Raw genomic sequence first — 19,097 nt, 5'->3', positions numbered from 1 at the left:
TCAGCGACGCTGGGGTGGGCGATCAGCTCGAGTTCGACCTCGTAGGAGGAGATGTTCTCGCCCCCGCCGACGGATGGTGTCACCCATCCGGTCGACGAAGAAGTACTCGCCGTCGACCCGCCGGAAGGCATCGCCGGTGTGGAACCAGCCGTTCCGCCAGGCAGCCGCAGTGGCGTCGGGACGTCCGAGGTAGCCGGAGGTGATCGTCCACGGCTCGGCGGAGCGCAACACGAGCTCACCCACCTCGCCGTCGGGCACGTCGTAGTCGTGGTCGTCGACCAGTCGCGCCTCGATGCCCGGTCGGACGCGCCCTGACGTGCCGTCGACGAGAGGGTTCGGCCCGGAGACGATCGGGATGGAGACCTCCGTCATGTTGTACATGGCGACCACGTCGACGCCGAACCGGTCGGAGAACGCGGACGCGTCCGACATCGGGATCATGAAGACCCGACGCAGCGAGTGGTCGCGGTCGAGAGGCGACGGCACCTGTTTGGAGAGGAAGGTGGCCATGACCCCGAGAAGCGTGACGTGGGTCGGCTTCGTGGAGCGCACCAGGTCCCAGAAGTCGGCCGTTCGGAATCCCGACGTCAGCACGATGCTGCCGCCCAGCACGAGCGCCGCGTTGACACCGATGGTCCCACCCGCATGGAAGAGGGGCAGGGTGACGAGGTATCGGTCGTCCGCGCCGAAGTTCCCCTCAAAGGCAGCCGTGGCGCAGGCCGTGAGCTGTGCGTACGAGCAGATCACGCCCTTCGACGGTCCCGTGGTTCCCGATGTCAGCACGACCGCGTAGGGGTCCCAGGGATGCATCGAGACAGTGGGTAGCGCCTCCGCCGGTCGCTGCTTCAGCACGTGCTCGGGGTGCTGGCGCACGCCGTCGACGCTGACGTCACCGCCGCCGATCACGACCACGTCGGTCAACCGTGCCCGGTCGACCTCGTTGAGGCGGGGTGCGAGGTCGGCGTGCACCACGGCCACGGCTGCGGTGGACAACGCCAGCGAGTGCTCCAGCAGACCGCCGCGGTAGGCGCTGTTGAGCGGTACGAGCACGGCGCCGGCGAGGTTCGTCCCGAACCACACGCGGAGGGCGTCCGGCCCGGTCGGGAGCCACGACACCACGTGATCACCGGGACCCACTCCCAGGTCCACGAGGCCGGCGGCCGCGGACTCGGCCTGCCTCAGCGTCTCGGAGTAGGTCCAGCGGGTGCCGTCCTCGAAGACGACGAAGACTCGATCCGGGTGCTCGGCGGCGCGGCGCCGCAGGACGTGTGGCAGGACGACCTGGTCCGCTGCGGTTCGACGAGTTGGCATCGGGGTTCCGTTCCTCTCGATGGGATTGCTTGGCGCGTGGCGACGACGTGGCCGGAGTTCTGGGACAGGGGGTCGGCACTTGATCGCTATCGGCGTCGGGGGTCGAGCATCCGTTGGATCTCCTCGCCGAGGATATTGAGGGAGAAGACGGTCAGGGCGATCGCGGCGCCCGGGACGACGGTGCTCCACGGAGCGAGCTCGAGGAACGTGTAGGAGCGAGCGAGCACCGTGCCCCAAGACGCTGTCGGGGGTTGGACGCCGAGCTGGACGAAGCTCAGGCTCGCCTCCGCGATGAGTGCGAACCCGGCGAGCACGGCGACCTGGGCGACGATCGGCTGCACGACGTTGGGCACCACGTGGGGGATGATCATCCGCCGTGCTCCCCGGGCGCCGAACGACCGTGCCGCCTCGATGTAGGTCTGCTGCGTGATGGCCATCGTCTGAGCGCGTGCCAATCGCACGATGACCGGTGTGAGCACCACGCCCACCGCTGTCATGGCAGTCATGATGTCCGGCCCGAGCATGGCCGTGATGCCGATGGCGAGGACGAGCGCCGGGAACGCCATCAGTGCGTCCAGCACCCGCATCACGGCAGCGTCGGTGACGCCGCGGACATATCCGGTCAGGACCCCCAGAGGGAAGCCGACGACGACGGCGATGCCGACCGCCCAGGCAGCAGCGAGGATCGAGACCCGCGTGCCGTGGATCATCCGGCTCAGGACGTCCCTGCCCAGGTCGTCGGTGCCGAGTGGATGCTGCCAGCTCGGCGACTGGAGGATCGCCGTGAGGTTCTGCTCGTTCGGGGCGTGCGGGGCCAGCAGGTCGGCGAGCAGGACGACGACCGCGACGACGGCGAGGACGGCGTAGCTGAACCACACGACTGCGGGACGCCGCGGGGTGGTGCGGACCGCACGACTCAAGGTGACGGACATCAGGTGATCCTCGGATCGAGCAGACGGTAGGAGATGTCGACGATCAAGTTGGTCGCGAGCACGATCAGTGCGGTGAGGAGCACGACCGCCTGGATCACCACGTAGTCCCGCTGGTTGGTCGCCTCGACGACCAGGGAGCCGAGGCCTGAGATCCCGAAGACCGCCTCCACCACGACGGCGCCGCCCACGAGATGTGACACCTGGATGCCCGTGATGGTGGCTACCGGCAGGCTCGAGTTCTTGAGGGCGTGGCGCCACACGATCGACCTGTGGGGCAGACCCATCGCGCGATGGGTCCTGACGTAGTCCGCGGACAGGTTCTCGATCATCGCCGACCGCACCTGTCGGCAGATCTCCGCGGCGCCGACCAGGCCCAGCGCCAAGGCCGGGAGGACGAGCGCGTGCAGCGCGCCGAGCGGGTCCTCGCCGAGGTCCACGCCGCCGGGACCGGGAAACCACCCGAGCTGTACCGCGAACAGGACGATCAGCATCATGCCCAGCCAGAAGTTCGGGATCGCGATACCAGCGGTCGCAGCAGTCGTGAGGAGCCGGTCGAGTCGCCCGCCGGGGCGCTGGGCCGCGCCGACACCGGTGGGGGACACCGACGATGACGGCGATGAGCAGCGCCAGGACCGTCAGGATCAGGGTGACCGGCAGACGGTCGAGCACGAGCTCGGCCACGGGCTGGCCGGTTCGGTAGGACGTGCCGAGGTCGCCCGTGACGACGCCGGACACCCAGTCCAGGTACTGCGCTGCCACCGATCGGTCGAGCCCGAGGTCGGCACGGATGCTCGCCAGCTTCTCGTCGCTGGCGTACTCGCCCGCGATTGCGACGGCCGGGTCGCCGGGGATGAGGTGCTGGAGCAGGAAGGCGATGAGGGTCGCGACGATCAGGGTGGGAACCGTCCACGCCAGGCGCGTAGCCACGGCCTGGAGAGGCTTCATCGGATCACCGCCGACCGCTCGTCGCCGGGATAGAGCTCGTCGATCCGCAGGCAGGCTGACGCCCGGTCACCGCCTGCAGGCCTCAGCTCCGGCAGGATCTCCCTACAGGCTGGCGCACTGTGGCCGCACCGGGTGTGGAAGCGACATCCGGAGGGCGGCCGCAGGGGACTGGGGATGTCGCCCTCCAGGATGATGCGGCGGGTCCGTGACCCACCGCGGACCTCCGGCTGCGCCGACAGCAAGGCCTCCGAGTAGGGGTGCCTGGGACGCGTGAAGAGCTCGTCGGTCGGAGCGACCTCGGCGAGGCGACCCAGGTACATCACCGCGATCCGATCGGCGAGGTGCCCCACCACGCCGAGATCGTGGCTGATGAACACGACGGTCAGGTCGTGCTCGGCCTTCAGGTCCTTCAGGAGGTTCAGGATCTCGGCTTGTAGCGCGACGTCCAGAGCTGCGACGGACTCGTCGCACACGAGGAGCCGAGGCCGCGTCACGAGAGCGCGCGCGATGTTGGCTCGTTGCTTCTGACCACCGCTCAGCTGGTGCGGGTACCGCTCGGCAAGCTGGCTCGACAGGCCCACGTCGTCGAGCGCGGCCATGGCCTGTGCGTCGCGCTCGCGCCGTTCACCGCGGCGCATGACGTCGAGCGGCTCCCGCACGCTCTGCAGGATCGTGCGCCGCGGGTCGAGCGCGCTGTGGGGGTCTTGGAAGACCATCTGGACGGACCGGGTGAACTCGCGGCGGCCCACGCGGTCGAACCCGGCGGTCGATCGTCCCTGCCAGGAGACGGTGCCGGCACTGATCGGTACGAGGCCGAGCATCGCGCGGGCCAGAGTGGTCTTGCCCGATCCGCTCTCGCCGATGAGCCCGAGCGTCTCGCCGGTCAGGACGTCGAACGTGACGTCGTCGACGGCTGACACGCGTTGCCTGCGGCCGGCCGGGAACGTCACGGAGACGTGGTCGAATCCCATCAGTGCGTTCATCCGAACGCTCCTTCCAGGTGCAGCTCAGCAGTCCGCACACATCGCGCCTGACGTCTCTCCCCGACGGGCAACAGGGCCGGGGGGCGTGCGGCACACCTCCGCCGCGAACGCGCAGCGCTCGGCGAAGACACACCCCGGCACTTCCCGTCCGGGCGGTGGGACCCGGCCCGGAATCGTGATGAGCCGGTCCTGACGCTGGTTGGTGGAGGGCAGGGCTGACAAGAGACCCGAGGTATAGGGGGTGGGCCGGTCGCGCGAGCACCTGCTGCACCGGGCCGGACTCGACGACCCTGCCGGCGTACATCGTGATCATCCGGTCACAGGTCTCCGCCACGACCCCGAGGTCGTGGGTCACGAAGAGGACTCCCATGTCATGCTCGTCGGCCAGGCCCGTGATGAGCTCGAGGAGCTGGGCCTGGATGGTCACGTCGACGGCTGTCGTCGGTTCGTCGGCGATGAGCAGTCGCGGCGCACACGCCAGTGCGAGGGCGATGACGACACGTTGACGCATCCCTCCGGACAGCTCGTGCGGATAGGAGCGCATCCGGGCCCGAGGATCGGGGATGCCCACCTGGTCCAACAGCTCGAGCGCCCTGGTCCGAGCGGGAGCGCCTCGCAACCCCCTGACGGTGGCGCAGCGTTTCCGACAGCTGGTATCCGATGGTGAACACCGGGTCCAGTGCGGTCATGGGCTCCTGGAAGACCATGGCCATCGGCACTTCGTTGTGGGGCTTCACGCGACCCTGTGTGTCCCACAGCGGTTCGCCGTCGAGAATGGCCGACCCCTGGATCCGCGACACGCGCGGATCCAGGAGTCCCATCAAGGCCAGCGAGGTGATCGTCTTCCCGCTGCCGCTCTCGCCGACCAGGCCGACGATCTCACCGGCTGCGATCGAGAAGGAGGCACCATGGAGCGCTTGGACCGTGTGCGCGCCCTGGTCGAAGAAGATGTCGAGCTCGTGCACCCTCAGCAGGGCCCCGTCCATGGTGTCGCTCCGCTCAGCTCAGCGTCACGCCGAGGAACTTGGGCTTGCCCAGGAGGTTGTCCTGGAAGCCGCTGACCTCGCTGCTCAGGCCGATGAGGTTGTCCGGGAAGCACAGCGGAAGGAACGCGGAGTGGTCGTAGACCGCGCGCGCCGCCGCCTGGAATCCTCCGACCCGGTCCGGGATCTCGATCGACTCGTCGGTCTGCTCCAGTGCCGCCTCGAGGCCGGGCGTGGGCTCACCGGACGTGTTGTAGAAGCTCTCTTCGGAGAACACGACGTCGTAGGCCATCTTCGGGTCCGGGCGCCCGGTGAAGGCGGAGAGCAGTGCCGGGGCGGCATGGTCCGTGAAGTAGGCGTTGACCGCTTGGACACCCTCGCGGGGCTGAAGCTCCACGGTCACACCGATGTCGGCCCACTGCTGCTGGATGATCTCCGCCATGCGGACCGATCCGGCATCCGCGCTGAGAAGCATGTCGAAGGTCAGGTCGCTGGCACCGGCTTCGGCCAGGAGGGATCGCGCCTCGTCCTGGTCGAAGTCGTAGACCACGTCCTCCGGCGCTGCGGCCCAGTAGTCGGACGGGAAGAGGCTGGAGGCCGGACTGCCCAGCTCGAAGTAGGCGCTCTCGACGATCGCCTCGCGGTCGATCGCCAGGTTCAGTGCCCGGCGCACCCGTGGGTCGTTCAGCTCGGGCGCGGCGGTGTTGAAGTAGACCTGGTCCACCCACAGGCGCGGAGTCCGCTCCAGCTGGAGGTCCGAGTCGTCTCCCGCCGTGGAGGCCGCTGCTGCGGGGTAGCTCAGCGCGATGTGCTGCTGGCCCGAACGCAGGGAAGTGGCACGGGTGGTCGGGTCGGCGATCACGTTGAACTGGATCTCCTGGACCCGGGCAGCATCTGCGTTCCAATAGTCCTCGAACCGCTCCACTCGCAGCGACTGGCCTCGGTTCCACTCCACGTAGGACCAACCGCCCGAACCCACAGGGTTGTTGCTCACGTCACCGTCGCTGGCCTCGACGGCCGCCGGGGAGACCATCATTCCGGCGCGGTCGGAAAGAGCCATGAGGAGCGACGCGTCCGGCTCGGAGAGCAGGAGGGTGACGGTGCGCGGGTCCTCCACGCGGATCGTCTTCACCGCGGCAAGGTCCACGGCCACGTTCGACCCCTCGCCCCGGGCGCGCTCGAGGTTGAACTTCACGGCCTCGGCGTCCAGCGCGGTGCCGTCGTGGAACGTGAGGCCCTCGCGCAGGGTCAGCGTCAGCTCGGTCGGACTCGCCTGCTGCCACTCCTCGACAAGTCCCGGCTGCGGGGTCATGTCCGCGTCGAAGCTGATCAGCGTCTCGTAGATCGGGTAGAGCATGACGTGATCGCCGCCAGCACTCCCGAGGATCGGGTCGAGCGACGACGCGTCGGCCGGCACTGCCACCTCGAGCCGCTTGTCGCCGGACTTCGTCGAGTCGCTATCGGTGCCGCCGCACGCAGAGACCGCAAGAGTGATCGCCACGACGACCGCGGCCAACCGCGTTGGTCTGGCCAGTCTGTTGAGGTTCATGCCGTTCTTCCTTCCTCTCGGCGCGTTGGTGCGCCGCTGAGACCTACGGGAGTCGCTGTCGAACTGCCTGGACCCGGCTTCATTGGGTGACCTCCTTCACCCGAGGAGATGTCCGCCGTCGGCGACGACCACCTGGCCGGTCACCCAGCGGCCGTGCTCGCTGCAGACGAAACCGACGAGGGCAGCGAGGTCGTCGGGCTGGCCGACCCGGCCGAGAGGCGTACGCCGTGCGACGGCCGCCTTGAGGCGTTCGGGATCACCGGAGATGTCACCCAGGGCGTCGGTGTCGATCACGCCGCCGCTCACGACGTTGACAGTGACTCCGCGGCGGCCCAGCTCGACGGCCAGGTACCGCGTGGCGGCCTCGACGGCTGCCATCGAGGTCGCGATCGGGGCGTAGCCGGGGACATGAAGTCGCGTCCCCGTGCTGGCGATCGAGACCACCCGCCCGCCGTCGTCCAGATCCGCTCCTGCCGCGTCCACGAGACCGAGAAGTGCTCCGAGCCGAGCGGTGAACATCTCCTGGTAGACCGCGAGAGGGACGTCGAGGGCAGGACCCAACAGGGGCGTGTCGGCTCCGAAACCGGTGGCGTTCGAGACGACGGCACGGACTCGACCCAGTCGGTCGCGGGCCGCAGAGACGAAGTCGGCGCAGGACTCCGACGACCGGACGTCGACCTGGAGGGCGACCGCGTTCCGCCCTGCGGCGCGGATGTCCGCGGCCACGGACTCGCCCTCTGCTGCCCGGGAGTAGTAGCCGATCGCGACGTCGAACCCGAGGCGCGCGAGCTCCGCAGCGACCGCGCTGCCGACGCCGCGGCTGGCGCCGGTGACGACTGCGACCCCGCTCACGACGCGCCGCCCTCACCCAGGCCGTCGAAGCGGACGGGCTCGCCGGGCGCTGCGGCGGCGTAGCGCTGCCGTGCCGCTGCCTGGAGGCGGGTCGACTCGTCGGTTGCGAGCAGCTGGGCGAAGGTGCTGCCTTCGAGCCGTAGGGCGTCGGAGACCGGGAGCGCCATCCCGTCGCGGAGGACGGCCTTGGCTGCGACGAGTGCTGTGCGCGGAAGCTTCGCCACCGCGGCTGCCTCGGTGCGTACGACGGACGCGAACTCGCCGTCCTCGTACACCCGGCTCACGATCCCCAGCTCGAATGCTCGGGTCGCGTCGAACCTGGCGCCGGTGATCACCAGGTCGGTTGCCGGTCCTCGACCGATCAGTCGGCTCAGTCGCTGCGTCCCGCCGGCGCCCGGGATGATCCCCAGCGCGGTCTCGATGAACGAGAAGTGCGCACGACGGCTCGCCCAGCGCATCGTGCACGCCAACGACAGCTCGATCCCGCCGCCCCAAGCCTGACCGTCGATCGCCGCGATCACCGGCTGGGGCATCGTCTCGATGAGCCGCATCGTCGCGTACCAGGACCGAGCCTCCGGCAGGGGTCCGCTCGACAGCCGGGCGAGCTCTTCCAGGTCGGCGTGAGCCACGAAGTAGCCGTCGACGGCGCTTCGCAGCACGACCACCGACACCGCGGCGTCCTCGGAGAGCTCGCTGAGCAGGGTGCCCAGCTCGGCGAGTCCGTCGAAGGTCAAGAAGTTGCGCGGCGGGTTGCTGAGGACGAGCTCGGCGACGCCGTCCTGAGTCGTGACCGTCCATTGGGGCATGTCAGATGTCCTTCTGGTTGTCGATGGCGTCGACAGTGAGCGTGGAGCCGGCGGGGTGCAGGTTCACCGTGACCGTGCGTGCCTCGCCGGACGTGACCGACGGCTCGAGCGAGTTCAGGTTGCGGTCCGCGTGGGGGAACGCACTGCTGGTGATCAGCAGGCCCATCCGGTGGCCGGCCTTGAAGCGCTGAGCCGTGTAGCCGAGACCGATCCGGACGTCGAGGACCTGGCCGGACCGATCGTGCTGCTCGACCGCGTCGGTGCGATCCCGAAGGCGCACGATGCCTTCGGCGACCGGGTAGATGCGTCCGTCCGGCCAACAGTCGACCAGACGAACGACCACGTCGGTGTCCGGCTGGTCGATCTCCACGCGCAGGTCGGCGCGGACCCGGCCGACGACGTCGACGGCAGTGGAGAGTGGGGGAGTCTGGTAGCTCAGCACGTCCGAGCGGTCGAGCTGCCAGGAGAGGTCGATCGGGCCCGGTGTGGATCGGCCGAGGTGGATCACGCGCCCGCCGCGGGCGGGAATCGGTACGAGCGGGTCGTAGCGGTAGGAGTCGACCGCAGCGTTTCCGCTCGCAGCCTCGCCGAGGAGGCCGGAGCCGCCCCCGGCACGTGCGCCGGGGTGCAGGTGCAGGACGTACGCCGACGTGTCGGGAGGGGGCCAGCCTGGTGCCGAGTCCCAGCGGTCGGCGCCCATCAGGAAGTACGTCACCTCGTGCGACGGCGCGCCGGAGGCGGCGTCCTTCCGGCGGAAGAAGTCGAGCTGTCGGGCCGGGGAGCCCGGCGGCGCCGGCAGATGCCGTGATGCCGAAGTTGTGCTCACCGACGAGGTGGGACAGGGATCCCGTGTGTGCCCACGGTCCGACGACCAGTCGGTGCGACAGTCCCGGTTGCTCGGCGACGGCCTCCCCGGAAGGCGTCGACGGTCGCGGAGCAGAAGACGTCGTACCAGCCGGTCGTGACGAAGACCGGCACGTCGACGTCCGAGGCACGCCATTCCGGCGTCGTGCTGACCTCGCCGCTCAGGAGTGCAGCGACGTCGAGGGGGAACCCGGTGAGGGACGACATCGGGCCCTCGGCAAGCGGCAAGGCCGTGAGCGCGGGGCTCGGGTCAGCCCACAAGTCCCGCAGCGTGGCGACCGTGCGCTCGTCGGCCTGTTCCGGGTGCCGCGCGACCCAGTCCGTCGCCATGTAGATCAGCCAGGTGAGGACCTGCTCGAGGCGCATGGCGCCGCCCATCTCGCGTCGATCCCTGCTGCCGGTGGTCACCATGGCGGCGGCGACACCGGCGAGGCTGGGCGGTCGCGTCGACGCGCCGAGGAACGAGAGGATGCCGCCGTACGACGTGCCCGCGAGGATCACCTGGCCGTTGCACCACTCCTGGCGTGCGACCCACTCCACGGTGTCGAACGTGTCGAGGGCCTCCTGGTCCCACATCAGCGGGGCCCAGCCGCCGTCGGAGCCGAAGCGTCCTCGCGTGTCCTGCATGACGGCGGCATAGCCGCCGAGGATGCAGTCGAGCGGTTTGAGCACGTCGGAGGTGAGCGCACGTCGGCCGTACGGCGTCCGGAAGACCACGGCAGGAGCCGGCTCGTCGAGGCGCCACACGTCGGAGCGCAGCACCACGCCGTCGCGCATCGGTGTCTCGACGTCGCCGTGCCACGAGGCGTTCGTCGTCACGCCGGCGCCTTGATCTGGAGCATCCGGCTCGCCATCTCGTTCCAACCCGCGGTCGCCCCGCCGTCCACGTTGATGACGCCGCCGGTCAGGTAGGACGAGCCGGGGAGCGCAGCGAAGACGGCGGCACGGGCCTGTTCCTCGGGCTGGCTCAGTCGGCCCACGGAGGTCGAACCGACGAGGATGTCGCGCAGCTCGCCCTCGGGCCAGAGCGAGTCCACCATGGCCGTGTGCGTCGGCCCGGAGATCAGGGCGACCGCACGGATTCCCCTGTGCGCCGTAGTCGAGCGCGACGGACCGGGTCAGCCCCACCACCGCGTGCTTCGCCATGTTGTAGACGGGGGACCGGGGCGTGGCACCGATGCCACACATCGACGCGGTGAAGAGGAAGACGCCGCCGCGCTCGCGCATGTAGCGGACGGCGGAGCGGACGAGGAAGAAGTTCGCGTCGCAACAGACACCCATGACCCGGCGGTAGTCGGCGTCGGAGATCGAGTGCGCGCGGCCGGGCACGTTGATGCCCGCGTTGCCGTGGACGATGTCGAGGCGTCCGTACCGGTCGACCACCTCGGCCAGCCCGCGCTCGACGGCCTCGGAGTCGGACACGTCGACGCTGAGGATGTCGGGCCCCGCCTCGAGGTCGAACCCGACAGCGATGGCGCCTGCGCGACGGAACAGCTCCATCGAGGCCGCGCCGATTCCGCTGGCGGCCCCGGTGATCACCGCGACGTGTCCGTCGAAGCGTCCGAAGATGTCGTGATCCATGTGTGGTTTCCTCATTTCCCGGTGAACCGTGGGGTGCGCTTCTGCACGAACGCGTTGGCGCCTTCGATGGCGTCGGCGACCTCGACGTTGTTCCGGATGTGGACTACGTTCTGGAACCGCAGGGCAAGTTGGACGGGCTGGCCGGCGCACTGCTCGCGCAGCTCCTTGAACAGGCCGATCGCCGCCGTGGGCCCGTCTGCGAGCCGACGTGCCTGCGCGAGAACGGCGTTCGTCAACTCGTCGTGGGGTACCACCTCGGTGAAGATTCCGAGACGCCCGGCCTCGTGCGCGTCGAGGAGCTCGCCGGACAGGTAGATTTGGGTTGCGCGAGCGGCCCCGACGAGCCGCGAGAGCATCACGAGGCCGCCGGCCTGGGCCACCTTGATGAGCGCACTCCCGATTCGAGCCTCGGTGCTGGCGATCCGCAGGTCGCCGGCGCACGCGAGCTCGGCTCCAGCGCCAGCGGCGAACCCGTTCACAGCGGTGATCACGGGCACCCGGCTGGTGACGATGAGCTCCAGGATCCGCAAGTACATCGGGTCGAGCGTGTTGCCGATGACCGGCGACTGTCGGTAGTCCCCGTTGATGTGCTCCTCCACGGCGCCGAGGTCGTCGCCGGCGCAGAACGCCCTGCCCTCGCCGGTGATCACCACGACACGAGTTGCCGGGTCGCCCGTGAGGCGATCGAGAGCCTGGTAGAGATCCTCGCCGAGCTGCCTGTCGATCGCGTTGAGGCGGTGCGGCCGGTTGAGCGCGATCCACACGACCCCGGGGTGCGGGCTCGTCACCAGGAGCGTCTCCAGGTGGAGGTGGTCATCCTGAGTGGTCATTGGCGGTTCATTCCTCCATCGATGAAGAGCGACTGACCCGTGATGTAGGCGGACTCGTCGCTGAGAAGCCACGCCACCGCTGCGGCGACGTCGGCAGGGGTGCCGAGGCGCCGCAGCGGCAGACCGCGCGACACGCGCTCGGCGATCGAGCGCAGCGAGCCCTGGTCGAGCATCGGGGTGTCGATGAAGCCCGGGCAGACCGCGTTGGCGCGGACACCCCGCGGTCCGAGCTCGACCGCGAGGGAGCGAGTCAGCGTGAGCAGACCGCCCTTGCTGGCGTCGTACGCCGCTTGCCCCCGCGAATCCGATCACCGCGATCGAGCAGATGTTGACGATCGCCCCGGTCCCGCTCAGCGTCAGCGCGTCGGCCAGGTCGCGCGACAGGCGGAACGGGGCGTCGAGGTTGACGCTGAGGACCCGGGTCCAGTCGTCGTCGTGATGCTCGCCCAGCGGCGCGCGGTGCTCGACCCCGGCGTTGTTGACGAGTCCGTCCAGCCCGCCGAGCTCGTCACGACACAGCGTTGACACGGCGGCGAGGGCGGAGGGATCGAGCAGATCCACGCCGGCGAGCGTCAGGCCCGCCGGACCGTCGGCTACCCGAGCGGCCACGACCTCCGGCCGGTCCACCCCCAGGACGCACCGCACCCTCCGCAAGGAGCCGCTCCGTGAGCGCTGCGCCGATGCCCCCGAGCGCGCCGGTGACCAGGACGCGACGGTCTGCCAGGCGCCCGCTCATCGCTGCACCTGCCCAGCCGGTCCGAGCAGCCGGGAGGCGTTGCCGTGGAGCCAGGCCGCGCGTACGTCGTCCTCGAGCGGGAGGGCTGCTGCGGCGGCTGCGATCTGTCCGGGTGAGGTGCCATGTGTCCAGCTCGTGGAACCGAACATGACGCGGTGCTTCAGGGAGCGGGAACCGTGGAGGAAGAGGGGCTCCCCATCCCGACCCGGGCTGGGCCATCGTCTCAGGGTGATGTGAGGAGAACTCGAGGTAGACGTTCGGGTGGCGCTGCAGGAGCGCCACAGCCTCCGCGATCCATGGCCACCCCCGTGGCCGAGGACGATCTTCAGGTCCGGATGGCGCAGGGCGATCCGGTCGATGACCTGAGGGGCACTGATCGTCATCGGCGCCGCCGATGAGAAGTTCTGGCCGCTGTGGATCCACACCGGTAGGCCGCGATCGACCGCGAACCGCCAGAGCGGGTCGTGAACAGCGTCGCTCGGATCGACCCGATCGAGGAACGGGATGACCGAGAGACCCGTGAGTCCGAGCTCGTCGACGGCCCGGGTCGCCTCCGCTACGCGACCGGTCGGCTCCGCCAGAGACACGCCCGCCCAGCCTAGGAACCTGTCCGGATGGGCAGCGACGATCCCGGCGACGTGGTCGTTCAGGGTCCCGCCCCCCGCACGGCCAGGGTCCCCCGTGAAGGACCTGGACGACATCGTCGGCAACGAGCCCCGCGACGTGCTCGGAGAGTGTCACTGCCTCGGTCAGTGCTCCCGCGAGCCTGTCGATGGCAGCGTCGAGGTCGTCGGTGAGAAGGCAGCGGACGGTGGTGGGGGACAGGTCGGTCAGGCGAGCGAAGCGGCCGGCGAAGACGTCGCCGTACCGCGGCGCCTCGCGGAGCAGTGCGCCGAGATAGGTCTGCCAGCCGGCGCGCTCGTAGACGACGTCGCACATGTCGAGCGTCCGACCAGTTGGCTGCATGAACGTTTGTTTATCAGTGGCAGCGGTCACATGTCAACAAACGTTCATACATTCATCCTGTTAGAGTCCCCCCGTGACCGCCAGGCGTCGGGATGCCCGCCAGACCGACACCGCCGAACGGATCCTGCACGTCGCGACGGAGCTGTTCTTCGTTGCGGGCTACCCCGGTACGTCGGTACGCCAGATCATGCGCGCGTGCGACGTCTCGGCGGCATCGATGTACAACCACTTCACGTCGAAGGAAGACGTTCTCTACGCCATTCTCGTGCGATCGTTGGAGGACTCGTTGTCGTCGCTGCGGGTCGCCTCGGCGACTGCCGACCGCGACGCGGAGGCGCAGCTGCGGGCATTGGTCCGCGCCATCTCGACCTTCCACTCCGAGCGACAGCTCGAGGGCCTCGTCAGTCAGACCGAGTGGCGTTACCTACCGCCGGCGCGCGCCGCCGACGTGCTCGAACTCCAGAGGGAGGTGCGGGCGCTGTTCGAGGAATGCCTCTCCCGCGGGGTCGAGTCCGGCGAGTTCGCCTTGGGTGCGGCGGGCGTCGATGTCGAGGTCGCGGCGAAGTCGATCCTCGATCTCTGCATCAACGCGGGCAAGTGGTTCCGGCCGCACGGCAGGCTCGGCTCTGCCGACATCGCGCGCCAGCACGTCGAGTTGGTGGCATGCCTGGTAGGGGCGGGACGCGCGGGCGGTCGGCGGGCGGGCGACGCCGGCGGATCGTCCGCCATCGGTGGAGAGCCGGTCAGGTAGGACGGACGACGCAGACCCGGCCGCAGCTCGAGGCAGTCGTCCAGGCAGGTTTCCGCTATGAAGCGTTCCCCCACCATTGCCATCACCATCGCGACGTGCTGGCGTGCCAGCTCGGCCGAGGACACCCGACCGCCGTGCCGGAACCATCGGCCCGCGTTCATGCACAGGTCGAGGATCGCCTTCGCCGTGATGTCGACGTCGACCCCGCGGTCGACGAACGAGAAGGACCCGTCGTCGGCCCCCCGGCGCAGAACGCGCTCGAAGATCTCTCGCACCTCGCGCTGCCTGACCAGGATCGCCTGGGCGCGCTCGCGTGGCAGGTGCCGCCACTCCCGTTGGCTGACGATGCCCTCGACCTGGCGTTCGGTGTGGAACCTCGAGATCGCCTCCACCAAGGCGGCCAGCTGTGCGCCCGGGTCCTCGCCGGCGGCGTCCAGCCCGGACCGGAGCACCGTGAGCGTGTCGTCGTGCGAGCGCTCGAGGATCGCGTACAGCACGTCCTCCTTCGAGGCGAAGTGGTTGTACATCGACCCGGCCGTCACGTCGCACGCGGTCATGATCCGTCGCACCGAGGTGGCGGCGTAGCCGTCCGTGAAGAACATCTGCGCTGCCACGTCGAGGATCCGCTGGGCGGTCGGCGACATCGGCGCGGCTTGGCTGTTCCCGGTCACGCCCCGACGCTACACCGGGAGGGTGAACGTTTGTTGACCTCCGTCACCAGGACATGGTAAACAAACGTTCATGCACCGCCTTGGCGCCCCGAGGCTGGAAGCCGGGTGCCGGCCCATCCGCGGTGCGTCTCCGACCGCAAGGAAGAGGCCATGGCTGAAGCAATGGAGATCGGGCTCGGCGCCTTCCTGCGGCGCGCCGACGAGCTCGCCGACCTGGTCGAGCGCACCAGGTCCTTCGTGAGAGACGTCGTGCTCCCGATCGAGGACGCTGCCGAGGGCGACGTCGAGGCGGCCGGCGGTGACCGGCTGCGGGTGGAGCTCCAGCAGGAGGCTCGGGCCCGCGGGCTGCTCAGCCCGCACGGACCCGAGGACCTGGGCGGCCTCGGCCTCGGCATGGTCGACCGCGTCCCGGTGTTCGAGGCGGCCGGGTGGTCGCTCTTCGGGCCGATGGCGCTCAACATCGCGGCGCCCGACGAGGGCAACATGCACCTGCTCGACAGAACCGCGACCGGTGCGCAGCGGGAGGAGTTCCTCCGTCCGCTCGTCGGTGGCCAGGTGCGGTCGGCGTTCGCGATGACCGAGCCGGCTCCGGGCGCCGGGTCCGACCCGTCAGCGCTGCGCACCGAGGCCCGGCGGGTGCTCGGGGGCTGGCGGATCTCGGGCCGCAAGATCTTCATCACCGGTGCCGACGGTGCCGGCTTCTTCATCGTGATGGCGCGGACGTCGGGCCAGCCGGGGGACAGCAGCGGCGCCACGATGTTCCTGACCCCCGCCGACGTCGACGGCATCCGGATCGTCCGGCACGTCCGCACGCTCGACCGGTCCATGCTCGGCGGCCACTGCGAGGTCGTCCTCGACGACGTGTTCGTGCCCGATGATGGGGTTCTCGGGGAGGTCGACCAGGGCTTCGCCAACGCCCAGGTCCGCCTCGGTCCGGCCCGGATGACCCACGTGATGCGGTGGCTGGGGGCCGCCCTCCGCGGGCACGACGTCGCACTGCGTTACGTGACCGAGCGGCAGGCGTTCGGCGGCCCGCTAGCGGAGTCGGGCCTGGTCCACCAGATGGTCGCGGACAACGAGATCGACATCGCCGCAACCCGGGCGCTCCTGCTCGATGCGTGCCGCGAGCTCGACTCTGGCGGGCGCGCATCGGCGTCCACCTCGATCGCCAAGACGTTCGGCGCCGAGGCCATCGGGCGCATCGTCGACCGGTCCGTCCAGATGTGCGGCGGGCTAGGCGTGTCCGAGGACCTGCCCCTGGCCCGGCTCTCCCGCGAGGTCCGGCCGTTCCGGATCTACGACGGCGCCTCCGAGGTGCACCGCTGGTCGATCGCCCGACGCGCGCTGCGGAAGGTGGAGCGCGGATGACGGAACTGGCTCCCGAGGAGCTCCTGCGGGTCGGTGCCCTCCTCGCCTCGGCCGGTGAGGAACTCGCTGGGCCGCTCGAGGCGAGCCTCGTCGTGGGCGGTCGCTCCAACCTGACCTACCGCCTCTCCGACGGCCGGCGGTCGTGGGCGCTGCGGCGTCCACCACGCGCCGCGGTCATCGAGTCGGCGCACGACATGGCGCGCGAGTACCGCGTCGTCGCGGCGCTTCGGGGCACGGCGGTGCCCGTCGCCCGCCCCGTCGTCCTCGATGAGGGCGGCGCCCTGGGCGTGCCCTGCGCGATCGTCGAGTTCGTCGAGGGGCGCACGGTCCGCTCCCGGGACGCCCTGGTCGGCTGGTCGCCCGCCGACCACGCTCGTTGTGCCGCGGGGCTGGTCGACACCTTGGCCGCGCTGCACGCGATCGACCCGGCGTCGGTGGGGCTCGGCGAGCACGGCCGACCCGGCGGCTACGCCGCCCGTCAGCTGCGGCGGTGGCACCGGCAGTGGGAGCAGATCGGCGGCACGGACCCGCGGGCGGACCGCCTGCACGCGCGGCTCACGGCCCTCCCTGCCCGAGCAGCGGCTGACCGGCATCGTGCACGGTGACTTCCGCGTCGACAACCTGATCCTCGCACCGGACGACCCCGGGGAGGTGCTGGCGGTCGTCGACTGGGAGCTCTCCACCCTCGGCGACCCGGCCGCAGACGTGGCCCCTCATGTGCGCCTACCGCCATCCGGCGCTCGACGGGGTCCTCGGCCTCCCTGCTGCCTGGGCGAGCGAGCAGTTCCCGAGCGCCGACGAGCTGTGGGACTGCTACCAGGAGCGGTCCGGCCGCGACCTCGTGGACAAGGCGTTCCACATGGGGCTCGCCTACTACAAGATCGCGATGATCGCCGCCGGCATCAGCTACCGACACGGCCAGGGGGCCACCTCCGGCAACGGGTACGAGGGCGTCGCGGCCACGGTTCCGGTGCTCCTCGACGCGGGCCTGGCAGGTTTGGACGATGACTGAGGCGCGCGGCCGCGCGAGCGCCCTCGTCACGGGGGCGTCGCGCGGGATCGGGCTCGGGATCGCCGAGATGCTCGCTCGCCGCGGCACCGCGCTGACGATCACGGCCCGGGACGAGGAACGCCTCGCCGATGTTTCCGGGCACCTGCGTGAGCTGGGTGCGCCGGAGGTGGTGCCGGTCGCCGGCGACCTGGCCGACCCGGCGCTTCCAGACGTCCTGGGCAAGAGGCACGCCGAGGCGTTCGGCGACCTCGGTTGCCTCGTGCTCAATGCCGGTGTTGGGACCGCCGCGCCGATCGGCGACCTCCCGGAGGCACGGCTCGACAAGACACTGGCCGTCAACCTACGTGCTCCGGTGTTGCTCCTCCAGCGGCTGCTGCCCCTGCTGCGCGCGGCCGACCGCGCCCGCGTGGTGGTGCTCTCGTCCATCAGCGGCGTCTACGCGGAGCCCGGCTTGGCGGCGTACGGCGCGACCAAGGCGGCGCTCAACTCGCTGGTCGAGACGCTCAACGCCGAGGAGTCGGGCAACGGCGTCAGCGCCACCGCGATCGCCCCCCGGTTACGTCGACACCGACATGTCGGCCTGGACCCACGACCGCATCCCACCCGACGAGATGATCCCGGTGAGCGACTTGGTCACGCTCGTGGAGGCGCTGGTGTCGCTGAGCGCCCGGTCGGTGGTGCCCCGGATACTGATCACCCGCGCTGGGACGTCGGGCTTCGAAGCCTGAACAGCTCGGAGGGGAGACGCGAACCATGCGGCGCGACGTAGGTTCGCGTATCGAAGTGCCGTCGGCTTCGACTGCGCTACCGCGATTGAAGATGGAGCCAGATGCTCGATAGCGCGCGGGAGCTGCAGCGGCACGCGGAACGTTGCGAGGAAGTGCAGACCGGCTAGAAGAAGTCAGCGAGCATTGCGGCATCGCGCCACGCCTCGAAGCTCTTACCTGCGCTGACACCGCGGTCGTTTCGAAAGACATCTCTTGTGACTCCCGCATCCCGCGCGCGGCGAGCATCACGGGCGAACGCGAGACGCGAGGGATCAGACGGTGGGTTGTCGTAGAACTTCGCGTCGCGGAGCAGTGACTTCACGGTGTCCTGACTGACGCCGAGTGCGTCAGCGATATCGCTGCGTGACGAACCTGCACGCTGCATCGCGAGAGCCCGTGTCCCACGCTGGACGCGTGCCTTCATCGTGCTCCTTCCTGGCGGGTCGCCCAGCGCCCCGACATCGCTCCGCCCGGGAGTCGGTGGCGCCGTGGGCTGGAGCTCGCCGAAGTAGTCGGGAAGGGCGAGCGCCTTCGCGGCGGCCTTGAGCTGACGGATCTCTGCGGTCGTGAGCACGTCGTCGTCCAGCGCTACGACCTTGATCCCGTCGAGGAATCGCTTGTTCAGTGCGCCTACCTGCTCGCCGCCCATGCCGGCTGTCCCCGCGAGACGCGCAAGCACCTTCGCCTCATCGCCGGTGATGCGTCCATCGGAGAGCACCTCGGCAAGCGCGTCGAGATACGCCTCAGCGGCAGCGTCATTCGGTGCAAGCCCGGTGGTGGGCAGACGCGCCATGAGAGACTGCATCCAGCCGTCAGTTCCCTTGCGCAGCGCGACAGCTCGCGTCACCAATGGAAGTTGCCCGGCTGGGCTGTTGTGACTCCACGTCATCGGCCCGCCTGCGTAACGAACTGGAGACCGCAACTTGCTTGTCATCTGCGGCAGCAGTGCGGCCACTGCCCGCACATCGCCCAGTGCGGCATGCTTGTCGACGAGCGGGACGCCCGCAGCTCGTGCGATCGTGCTGAGCTTGTGGTTCGGCGTGGCGAATGCCTGCCGGCCGAGCCAGAGCGTGCACAGCGCCGGGATCGGAGAGATGTTGATACCCGCGCGCTGCAGTTCTCTCGCGAGGAACGCTTCCTCGAAGGTCGCGTTGTGTGCGACTGCGTCGCGGCTCACGCCGCAGAGGACC

Annotated in this window: 17 protein-coding genes and 3 pseudogenes; 5 read left to right on the top strand and 15 right to left on the bottom strand. The window is 69.8% G+C overall.

What is annotated here, in order from left to right; all coding sequences use genetic code 11:
- From MF408_RS24025 to MF408_RS24015, 3 genes are all read right to left on the bottom strand, one after another.
- Positions 1-1,311 (bottom strand): AMP-binding protein, encoded by a 1,311-nt coding sequence (locus MF408_RS24025; protein WP_240249675.1) that lies wholly within the window; start codon positions 1,309-1,311, stop codon positions 1-3.
- Between the two features lie 86 nt (positions 1,312-1,397).
- Complete coding sequence (locus tag MF408_RS24020) at positions 1,398-2,243, bottom strand: ABC transporter permease (RefSeq protein ID WP_240249674.1); 846 nt, start codon at positions 2,241-2,243, stop codon at positions 1,398-1,400.
- On the bottom strand, positions 2,243-2,845 hold the full coding sequence (locus tag MF408_RS24015; RefSeq protein ID WP_240249673.1) for an ABC transporter permease: 603 nt from the start codon (positions 2,843-2,845) through the stop codon (positions 2,243-2,245). Before MF408_RS24015 ends, MF408_RS24020 begins: the two co-directional genes overlap by 1 nt.
- On the opposite strand from MF408_RS24015, the gene MF408_RS24010 reads away from it, so the two are divergent.
- Positions 2,736-3,221 carry a hypothetical protein gene (locus MF408_RS24010; RefSeq protein ID WP_240252201.1) on the top strand — a complete coding sequence of 162 codons (486 nt, stop codon included), beginning with the start codon at positions 2,736-2,738 and terminating at the stop codon, positions 3,219-3,221. The genes MF408_RS24015 and MF408_RS24010 overlap by 110 nt on opposite strands.
- Here the strand turns inward: MF408_RS24010 and MF408_RS24005 are convergent.
- The 11 genes and pseudogenes from MF408_RS24005 to MF408_RS23965 form a co-directional block, all read right to left on the bottom strand.
- Entirely contained in the window at positions 3,185-4,171 is a 987-nt protein-coding gene (locus tag MF408_RS24005; protein ID WP_240249672.1) for an oligopeptide/dipeptide ABC transporter ATP-binding protein, read from the bottom strand. The genes MF408_RS24010 and MF408_RS24005 overlap by 37 nt on opposite strands.
- A gap of 999 nt (positions 4,172-5,170) precedes the next feature.
- The gene (locus MF408_RS24000) at positions 5,171-6,703 is read right to left on the bottom strand and encodes an ABC transporter substrate-binding protein (RefSeq protein ID WP_240249671.1); all 1,533 of its coding nucleotides are present in this window, start codon (positions 6,701-6,703) and stop codon (positions 5,171-5,173) included.
- A gap of 96 nt (positions 6,704-6,799) precedes the next feature.
- The gene (locus tag MF408_RS23995; protein ID WP_240249670.1) at positions 6,800-7,555 is read right to left on the bottom strand and encodes an SDR family oxidoreductase; all 756 of its coding nucleotides are present in this window, start codon (positions 7,553-7,555) and stop codon (positions 6,800-6,802) included.
- Positions 7,552-8,361, bottom strand: a complete 810-nt coding sequence (locus MF408_RS23990; protein ID WP_240249669.1) for an enoyl-CoA hydratase/isomerase family protein — start codon at positions 8,359-8,361, stop codon at positions 7,552-7,554. Before MF408_RS23990 ends, MF408_RS23995 begins: the two co-directional genes overlap by 4 nt.
- 1 nt (position 8,362) lies before the next feature.
- Positions 8,363-9,187 carry a CocE/NonD family hydrolase gene (locus MF408_RS26330; RefSeq protein WP_275693289.1) on the bottom strand — a complete coding sequence of 275 codons (825 nt, stop codon included), beginning with the start codon at positions 9,185-9,187 and terminating at the stop codon, positions 8,363-8,365.
- Positions 9,184-9,993, bottom strand: a pseudogene (locus tag MF408_RS26325) (CocE/NonD family hydrolase); the annotation flags it as partial. The pseudogene MF408_RS26325 and the gene MF408_RS26330, both read right to left, overlap by 4 nt.
- A gap of 47 nt (positions 9,994-10,040) precedes the next feature.
- Positions 10,041-10,265 (bottom strand): SDR family oxidoreductase, encoded by a 225-nt coding sequence (locus MF408_RS26320; RefSeq protein ID WP_275693531.1) that lies wholly within the window; start codon positions 10,263-10,265, stop codon positions 10,041-10,043.
- Positions 10,266-10,323: 58 nt separating this feature from the next.
- A pseudogene (locus MF408_RS26315) lies at positions 10,324-10,806 on the bottom strand (SDR family oxidoreductase); the annotation flags it as partial.
- Between the two features lie 11 nt (positions 10,807-10,817).
- Positions 10,818-11,570 (bottom strand): enoyl-CoA hydratase-related protein, encoded by a 753-nt coding sequence (locus MF408_RS23975; RefSeq protein ID WP_240249668.1) that lies wholly within the window; start codon positions 11,568-11,570, stop codon positions 10,818-10,820.
- A gap of 62 nt (positions 11,571-11,632) precedes the next feature.
- Positions 11,633-11,923, bottom strand: a pseudogene (locus MF408_RS26310) (SDR family oxidoreductase); the annotation flags it as partial.
- A 1,835-nt stretch (positions 11,924-13,758) separates the two neighbouring features.
- On the bottom strand, positions 13,759-14,760 hold the full coding sequence (locus tag MF408_RS23965) for a TetR/AcrR family transcriptional regulator (protein ID WP_240249667.1): 1,002 nt from the start codon (positions 14,758-14,760) through the stop codon (positions 13,759-13,761).
- Positions 14,761-14,910: 150 nt separating this feature from the next.
- On the opposite strand from MF408_RS23965, the gene MF408_RS23960 reads away from it, so the two are divergent.
- From MF408_RS23960 to MF408_RS23945, 4 genes are all read left to right on the top strand, one after another.
- Entirely contained in the window at positions 14,911-16,128 is a 1,218-nt protein-coding gene (locus tag MF408_RS23960; protein WP_240249666.1) for an acyl-CoA dehydrogenase family protein, read from the top strand.
- Positions 16,125-16,733: a phosphotransferase family protein gene (locus tag MF408_RS23955; protein ID WP_240249665.1), complete on the top strand. Its 609-nt coding sequence runs from the start codon at positions 16,125-16,127 to the stop codon at positions 16,731-16,733. The genes MF408_RS23960 and MF408_RS23955 overlap by 4 nt, the downstream gene beginning before the upstream one ends.
- A 110-nt stretch (positions 16,734-16,843) precedes the next feature.
- Positions 16,844-17,140: a hypothetical protein gene (locus tag MF408_RS23950; RefSeq protein ID WP_240249664.1), complete on the top strand. Its 297-nt coding sequence runs from the start codon at positions 16,844-16,846 to the stop codon at positions 17,138-17,140.
- Entirely contained in the window at positions 17,133-17,909 is a 777-nt protein-coding gene (locus MF408_RS23945) for an SDR family oxidoreductase (RefSeq protein WP_240249663.1), read from the top strand. The genes MF408_RS23950 and MF408_RS23945 overlap by 8 nt, the downstream gene beginning before the upstream one ends.
- A 122-nt stretch (positions 17,910-18,031) precedes the next feature.
- On the opposite strand, the gene MF408_RS23940 is transcribed toward MF408_RS23945, so the two are convergent.
- Positions 18,032-19,084 (bottom strand): 3'-5' exonuclease, encoded by a 1,053-nt coding sequence (locus tag MF408_RS23940; protein WP_240249662.1) that lies wholly within the window; start codon positions 19,082-19,084, stop codon positions 18,032-18,034.
- Positions 19,085-19,097 lie beyond the last annotated feature (13 nt).

The sequence above is a fragment of the Nocardioides sp. TF02-7 genome, from assembly GCF_022437945.1.
Taxonomy (GTDB): Bacteria; Actinomycetota; Actinomycetes; order Propionibacteriales; family Nocardioidaceae; genus Nocardioides.
This window is presented reverse-complemented; position numbering and strand designations above follow the sequence as displayed.

Excerpts from the sequence above, each read along its gene's own strand:
- MF408_RS24025 (WP_240249675.1), bottom strand. The coding sequence starts at position 1,311 with ATGCCAACTCGTCGAACCGCAGCGGACCAGGTCGTCCTGCCACACGTC.
- MF408_RS24020 (WP_240249674.1), bottom strand. The coding sequence starts at position 2,243 with ATGTCCGTCACCTTGAGTCGTGCGGTCCGCACCACCCCGCGGCGTCCC.
- MF408_RS23960 (WP_240249666.1), top strand. The coding sequence starts at position 14,911 with ATGGCTGAAGCAATGGAGATCGGGCTCGGCGCCTTCCTGCGGCGCGCC.
- MF408_RS23950 (WP_240249664.1), top strand. The coding sequence starts at position 16,844 with ATGTGCGCCTACCGCCATCCGGCGCTCGACGGGGTCCTCGGCCTCCCT.
- MF408_RS23955 (WP_240249665.1), top strand. The coding sequence starts at position 16,125 with ATGACGGAACTGGCTCCCGAGGAGCTCCTGCGGGTCGGTGCCCTCCTC.
- MF408_RS24000 (WP_240249671.1), bottom strand. The coding sequence starts at position 6,703 with ATGAACCTCAACAGACTGGCCAGACCAACGCGGTTGGCCGCGGTCGTC.
- MF408_RS24005 (WP_240249672.1), bottom strand. The coding sequence starts at position 4,171 with ATGAACGCACTGATGGGATTCGACCACGTCTCCGTGACGTTCCCGGCC.
- MF408_RS23990 (WP_240249669.1), bottom strand. The coding sequence starts at position 8,361 with ATGCCCCAATGGACGGTCACGACTCAGGACGGCGTCGCCGAGCTCGTC.
- MF408_RS24010 (WP_240252201.1), top strand. The coding sequence starts at position 2,736 with ATGCCCAGCCAGAAGTTCGGGATCGCGATACCAGCGGTCGCAGCAGTC.
- MF408_RS23945 (WP_240249663.1), top strand. The coding sequence starts at position 17,133 with ATGACTGAGGCGCGCGGCCGCGCGAGCGCCCTCGTCACGGGGGCGTCG.
- MF408_RS26320 (WP_275693531.1), bottom strand. The coding sequence starts at position 10,265 with ATGGTGGACTCGCTCTGGCCCGAGGGCGAGCTGCGCGACATCCTCGTC.